Source organism: Desulfurella sp., assembly GCF_023256235.1.
In the GTDB taxonomy this organism is placed as follows: domain Bacteria; phylum Campylobacterota_A; class Desulfurellia; order Desulfurellales; family Desulfurellaceae; genus Desulfurella.
Genome location: NZ_JAGDWY010000009.1, coordinates 9,391 through 15,457, shown reverse-complemented (window position 1 = coordinate 15,457; position 6,067 = coordinate 9,391). Strand labels below are relative to the sequence as shown.

Below are 6,067 nucleotides of genomic sequence, written 5' to 3'. Positions count from 1 at the left end.
TTTAGTATCTGACCTTTCTGGTATTAGTAACATCATGTATAAAGCGCAAAATATGGGTATACCTATTGATAAAGATTCTAAGGCTGGTAAAAACGCATTGGCTGAGATTAAAAAACTTGAAAATGAGGGATATTATTTTGAAACTGCAGACGCATCTTTTGAGTTGCTTTTAAGAAAGCACAGAGGTGAAATAAGGGATTATTTTGAAGTTTTATCATACACTGTAATAGATAGAGAGCGTTGTACCAATAACGAGCGTAGTCCGGTTGAAGCTACAGTAATTGTTAAAGTTAAGGACAAAATCGAGCATACTGCAAGCCTAGGAAACGGTCCAGTTAATGCACTTGACAATGCTATAAGAAAAGCTTTAATCGTATTTTATCCAAATCTTGCTGAATTAGCGCTTATTGATTATAAAGTTAGAATTTTAAAGAGTGAAAAAGGTACGGGTGCAAGTGTAAGGGTTCTTATACAATCGACGGATAAAAAAGATAGGTGGGAAACAGTTGGTGTAGGTGAAGACGTTATTGAAGCATCAAAGAAAGCTTTATTTGATTCAATTATATACAAATTAATGAAAGATGATGGTTTAGTTAGCAAGAGGTGAGTTATGTTCATATATGATTTTGAAAGACCAATTTATGAAATAGAAGAAGAAATTGAAAATTTAAGGCAAATGGCACAAAATAGCTCGATTGACGTGCATCAAGAAATTGAAGCACTCGAACGCAAAAAAAATGAAATAATTAAGAAAGAATTTGAAAATTTATCTATTGACAAAGTAATAAAAATTGCAAGACACCCAAATAGGCCTTATACGCTCGATTTTGTAAATTATATTGTTAAAGACTTTGTCGAAGTTCATGGCGATAGATTATTTGCAGATGATAAAGCTATTGTAACAGGATTTGGATATATTGACAAATATAAAGTAGCTATAATCGGCCACCAAAAAGGTCGCAATACGAAAGAAAATTTATACAGAAATTTTGGTATGGCAAATCCAGAAGGTTACCGCAAATCCCAAAGAGTTATGAAACTGGCTGAAAAATTTAACCTCCCAATTGTAACATTTGTAGATACACCTGGTGCATATCCTGGTGTAGGTGCAGAAGAAAGGGGCCAGTCTGAAGCCATTGCAAGGAATCTATATATTATGTCTGGTTTAAAAGTACCTATAATTTGCATAATAACAGGTGAAGGTGGAAGTGGCGGAGCACTTGCATTGTCTGTTGGGGACAAAATTGCCATGCTTGAATTTGCAATATATGGTGTGATCTCACCTGAAGGCTGCTCATCAATACTTTGGAGAGATGGCAATCATGTAGTTGAAGCTGCAAAAGCTATGCATGTAACGGCTAAAGATTTATACAACTTAAAAGTTATAGATGACATAATACAAGAACCCCTTGGCGGTGCACATAGAAACCCTCAGCAAGCAGCCTATTCAATAAAGAATTATATAATAGACAATTTAAAAGAATTAACACGAAATAACGCAAAGAAATTACTTGATAAAAGATGGGAAAAATGGCGCGCTATGACAACAAATTTCTTGTAAGAGGCAAGGATGAATAATAAAGATTTAGAAACTTTAAGGGCTCAGATTAACAATATAGACAACAAAATAATTGAGCTTTTGGAAAAACGCTCAGAAATTGTAAAAGAAATTGGCACAATTAAACGCGAAAAAGGTTTGTCTTTTTATGCTCCAGAAAGAGAAAACCAGATATACAAAACGCTTGATAGCTTAAAGCTTACCTATATGAATAAAAATTCTCTAAAAGCAATTTTTAGGGAAATAATGAGTGCTTCAATTAAAATGGAAGAACCTCTTACAATTAGCTATTTAGGCCCAGAAGCGACGTTTACACATCAAGCTGCAATCGAAAAATTTGGCACGAGTTTATACTATCAAAGTGAAGAATCGATTGAAGATGTATTTTTTGATGTAGAGCAGGATAGAGCTGATTTTGGGGTGGTACCAATAGAAAATTCTATTGAGGGCGTAGTTAACTATACGCTTGATATGTTTGTTAATTCTAATGTTAAAATAGTTTCGGAGATTATGGTCGATATTAAGCATAATTTGCTTTCCAAAGCCAATAGCTTAAATGAGATTAAAACGGTTTATTCTCACCCAAATGCGCTTGGACAATGTAAAAATTGGCTAAAAAAACACCTGCCAAATGCGATTTTATTAGAAACTACCTCTACAGCAAAAGCTGCAAAAATTGCAGCAAAAGATAAAAGCGCAGCCGCTATTTCATCTTTAGCTGCAAGTGCTTTATATGATTTGAATGTGCTTGCAAAAGGTATAGAAGATAAAATTAACAATGTAACACGTTTTTTGGTTATAGGCAAGCATATACCATCGCCAAGTGGTGAAGATAAAACTTCGCTGATGTTTTCAATTTACGACAAAGTTGGAGCACTTTATTCTATTTTAAAAATTTTTTATGATAATAATATAAATCTTACACGTATAGAATCCAGACCATCAAAACAAGAAAACTGGTCATATATATTTTATGTTGATGTTGATGGTCATATTGAGACTGAAAGTGTTAAAAGGGCTTTCGATACCTTAAGTCGGATGGTTCCTTTTGTGAAACTTTTAGGTTCCTACCCAAAATATATAAAGTAAGTGAGAAAAAGAATTTTAATTTGCGATGATAGCTCAACTATAAGAGCCATTATAAAAAAAGAATTGCAAAACTATTTTGATTTAGAAATCTTTGAAGATGGTATGTATGCTTATAATTTTTTGCTAAAAGACCAAAAGTTTGATTTTGCTATAATTGATGGTGAAATGCCACATATGGGTGGTTTTGAGTTACTCAAAAAAATAAAAGAAGAATTAAATTTAATTTTTTTGCCTGTTGTAATTTTAACGGCAAATGAAGGTGATTACTATGAAAAAAAAGATTTTAATTCAGGTGCTTTTGATTTTTTAAAAAAACCTTTTAAACAAGGTCAATTATTAAATTATTTACTTGATTATTTTAATGAAGAAATTAACGAAGGAACAGCTCTTGTAATAGAAGATTCTTTAATTCAAAACGAAACGATTTGCCAGCAATTAAGACTAAAAAATATACAGCCAATAAGCGCGAAAAATGCAGTTGAAGCAATGAGATATTTAATTGGTGGTGTAGATGTAGATGTTATTTTGATGGATATTTTTTTACCACAATATACAGGTTATGATTTGATCAGTATTTTAAAAACAGATGATCGCTTTAGTTTTATCCCAATAGTTGGACTTACATCTTTTAGAGAAAAAGATATTTTATCTGAGATTTTGGATTTAGGTGCGGACGACTTTATATATAAACCATACAACATTAATGAATTTTTTTCTAGAGTAAGAGCCAATATCAGAATTTCAAAATTAATCAAAAAATTAAAAGAAACATCTGAAAAGGATTATTTGACAGGTATATATAACAGACGCACATTTTTTCACTTTTTGGAAAATTTGACTGCACTAAGTGTTAGAGAAAACAAACCCCTTTCTTTTGTAATCTTAGATATTGATTATTTTAAAAAGATCAATGATACTTATGGTCATGATATAGGTGATTTTGTTTTAAAAAAACTTGCAGAAATTGTTTTAAAAATGACTAGAAGGGCAGATGTATTTGGCCGATACGGAGGAGAGGAATTTTGTCTTGCTCTACCAAATACTGACCTTTATGGTGCATGTTTGCTTGCAAATAAAATACGTTCCACAATTTCACAAACGATAATGACTTTTAATAAATACAAAACAATATCTTTTAATATAACAATTTCCGCAGGAGCAGCTGAATTTAACAAAAGTATGGATATAGACACACTTGTAAAAATTGCAGACAAAAACCTTTATTTAGCGAAAGAAAATGGCAGAAATTGTGTTTATCCTTCCTTAGAAAACCTCAATAAAAAAACTGTTTAAAATGGTTTTAGCTTTGCCATTTTTATAAATGGTGCTATATTGTTTGTATAGTAGACCATATAAATAGTTCCATCAATAAAGGCTAAATCACTGTAACCCCCATCAAAAAGACTACCCTTATATGTATCAACTACTTTTTTTTCTAAGGTTTTTGTGTTTATTATGCTGATTTTATTTATATTGTTTTGATTATCCCTAAAACTTACAAAAATTTCTCCGTTTACAATGATTGCCATTGGAGCTAATGCAAAGTCAATTAATTTCTTTGGAGTATCCCAATTTGATAAATTTTTACTGCTGCTTAAGTATATGGCGTAGTCTGGATATGTATCTTTGCGAGAAAATGCAATGTAGCTACTGTTAATTTTAACCACGGAAGTTTCATTGAGCATTAAATCTTTTGAGCTTTCTAAATAACTAAACAATTCAAAATGATAAAAATCGCTTGTTGCAATAAATAAAGGTCTTGTAAAGTTTTCATTTTTTAAGCTACCATACGCACTAAATATATAATATGAACCAAAACTTATTGCTTTGCCATACATTGCAGCTAAATTAACATCTTTAATGTTTATTTTAATTCTTTCTTTAAAATTGCAATCGTCTGATACGGATAAAAATACATCATTTATCTTGTTTTTAACAAATATTCTTGTGGCAAGCGTATATAGATCATCACTTAATTTTGATACAATGGCATCTAACTCGTTTTGGCTTTCAAAAACGATTTCTTCTTGGATATTAAGTGAACAGTTTTGATCAAAAAGTTTTTTCAAGTCAGTTAGTTTAATTTTGACACATTTTACCTTACCATGAAAGCCGTGCGGATTACTTTTATCAACCAAACCCTGCCTAAAAAAAATTACTAAACAATCTTTATAGGTTGTCATTGTAGGAAAAGAACTATAAATCACAGGATTTTCATTTACTATTGTTTTTGTTATCATAAGCTGTTTGCTATTATATAAAAGTTTTTTCTAATCCACAATCTTTTTTGTTTAAAATCAGGCATCGCGCTTTCTACTTTTTGCCAGAAATTTTTTGAGTGATCTAAATAAAACAAGTGGCAAAGCTCATGAATAACGACATAATCAATATAAGTTTGATCAAGCAAAATATTATAAAAGCTAAACCTTAAATTACCATTAAAATCGCAAGAACCCAATCTTTTTTTTGCGCTTGTAATATTTACGCTTTTAAATGTACAATTAAGCAGGTTTGAGTAGTAATTTAAACGAGTTTTTATAAAATTTAGAGCTTGTTCTTTGTACCAATTGATTAAAACTGTTTTTGTGCTTGATTGTTTTTTTAATAATATAAAAATCTTACCATCACTCAAAAAAACACTGTTTTTGTTCGCATTTGATATTTTTAACTCATAAATTTTGCCTAAGTAATAAAATTTTTCGCCATCTATGTAATCTTTTTTTGCGCACAAAGGATGTTTTTTGATTTCATCTATTTTTTTTTCAATCCAAGCTTTTTTATCTTGTATAATTTTAATAATTGTGCTTTTATTTGTGCCAAAAGGAGCTCTTATGAGTAAATTAGCATCTTTTGTAATAATGAGGCTTATAGTTTTTCGCTTTGAATAAACAATTTGAGTTTGCATAAAAAATGGCGGAGAGGGCGGGATTCGAACCCGCGGTAGAGGTTTTGCCCCTACACTCGCTTAGCAGGCGAGCGCCTTAGGCCAACTCGGCCACCTCTCCAAATAAAAAAATGGCGGAGGAGGTAGGATTCGAACCCACGGAAGGCTTGCACCTTCAACGGTTTTCAAGACCGCCGCCTTAAACCACTCGGCCACTCCTCCGATCTTTGGTTAGTATAACAAATATGAACCAATTTTCAAGTATTTTAGTTTGAAAATTTTTATTGACAAAATTAGATAAATATAATAAAGTTAGAATTATATAATTTTTTGGAGGTGTGTAATGTGTGTACTTGTAGTAGGTGGCATGGATAAACTTGTTGAAGACTATGTTAAAGCAGGAGAGCAAATGGGTGTAAAACTAAAAGTTTTTACAAAAAAGGTAACTGACTTTCCTTCTAAAATTGGCGGTGTAGACGCTCTGATAGTATTTACAAACAAAGTTTCTCACCCAGCAAAAAATCAAGCTGTAAAAT

At 31.4% G+C, this 6,067-nt stretch carries 7 protein-coding genes and 2 tRNA genes; 5 read left to right on the top strand and 4 right to left on the bottom strand.

Translation table 11 applies throughout. The annotated features are described in order from the left end of the window. The 4 genes from Q0C22_RS00975 to Q0C22_RS00960 all read left to right on the top strand — a co-directional run. The coding region (locus Q0C22_RS00975) for an alpha-isopropylmalate synthase regulatory domain-containing protein (protein WP_291490222.1) at positions 1 to 607 on the top strand (607 nt) is incomplete at its 5' end. 3 nt (positions 608 to 610) lie between these two features. After that, positions 611 to 1,561: an acetyl-CoA carboxylase carboxyltransferase subunit alpha gene (locus Q0C22_RS00970; protein WP_291490221.1), complete on the top strand. Its 951-nt coding sequence runs from the start codon at positions 611 to 613 to the stop codon at positions 1,559 to 1,561. Positions 1,562 to 1,570: 9 nt separating this feature from the next. Further along, a complete protein-coding gene (pheA, locus tag Q0C22_RS00965; protein WP_291490220.1) occupies positions 1,571 to 2,647 on the top strand; it encodes a prephenate dehydratase in 1,077 nt (358 codons plus the stop codon). Then, positions 2,648 to 3,940, top strand: a complete 1,293-nt coding sequence (locus Q0C22_RS00960; RefSeq protein WP_291490219.1) for a diguanylate cyclase — start codon at positions 2,648 to 2,650, stop codon at positions 3,938 to 3,940. On the opposite strand, the gene Q0C22_RS00955 is transcribed toward Q0C22_RS00960, so the two are convergent. From Q0C22_RS00955 to Q0C22_RS00940, 4 genes are all read right to left on the bottom strand, one after another. Beyond that, entirely contained in the window at positions 3,937 to 4,887 is a 951-nt protein-coding gene (locus Q0C22_RS00955; protein ID WP_291490218.1) for a hypothetical protein, read from the bottom strand. The genes Q0C22_RS00960 and Q0C22_RS00955 overlap by 4 nt on opposite strands. Next, positions 4,884 to 5,552, bottom strand: a complete 669-nt coding sequence (locus Q0C22_RS00950) for a M48 family metallopeptidase (protein ID WP_291490217.1) — start codon at positions 5,550 to 5,552, stop codon at positions 4,884 to 4,886. Before Q0C22_RS00950 ends, Q0C22_RS00955 begins: the two co-directional genes overlap by 4 nt. A gap of 6 nt (positions 5,553 to 5,558) precedes the next feature. Continuing rightward, a tRNA-Ser gene (locus Q0C22_RS00945) sits at positions 5,559 to 5,652 on the bottom strand. Positions 5,653 to 5,663: 11 nt separating this feature from the next. Further along, positions 5,664 to 5,753 (bottom strand) — tRNA-Ser (locus Q0C22_RS00940). A gap of 121 nt (positions 5,754 to 5,874) precedes the next feature. Between Q0C22_RS00940 and Q0C22_RS00935 the strand changes: the two genes are divergently transcribed. Continuing rightward, positions 5,875 to 6,067: DUF2325 domain-containing protein (locus Q0C22_RS00935; protein WP_291490216.1), on the top strand; the 193-nt coding region annotated here is incomplete at its 3' end.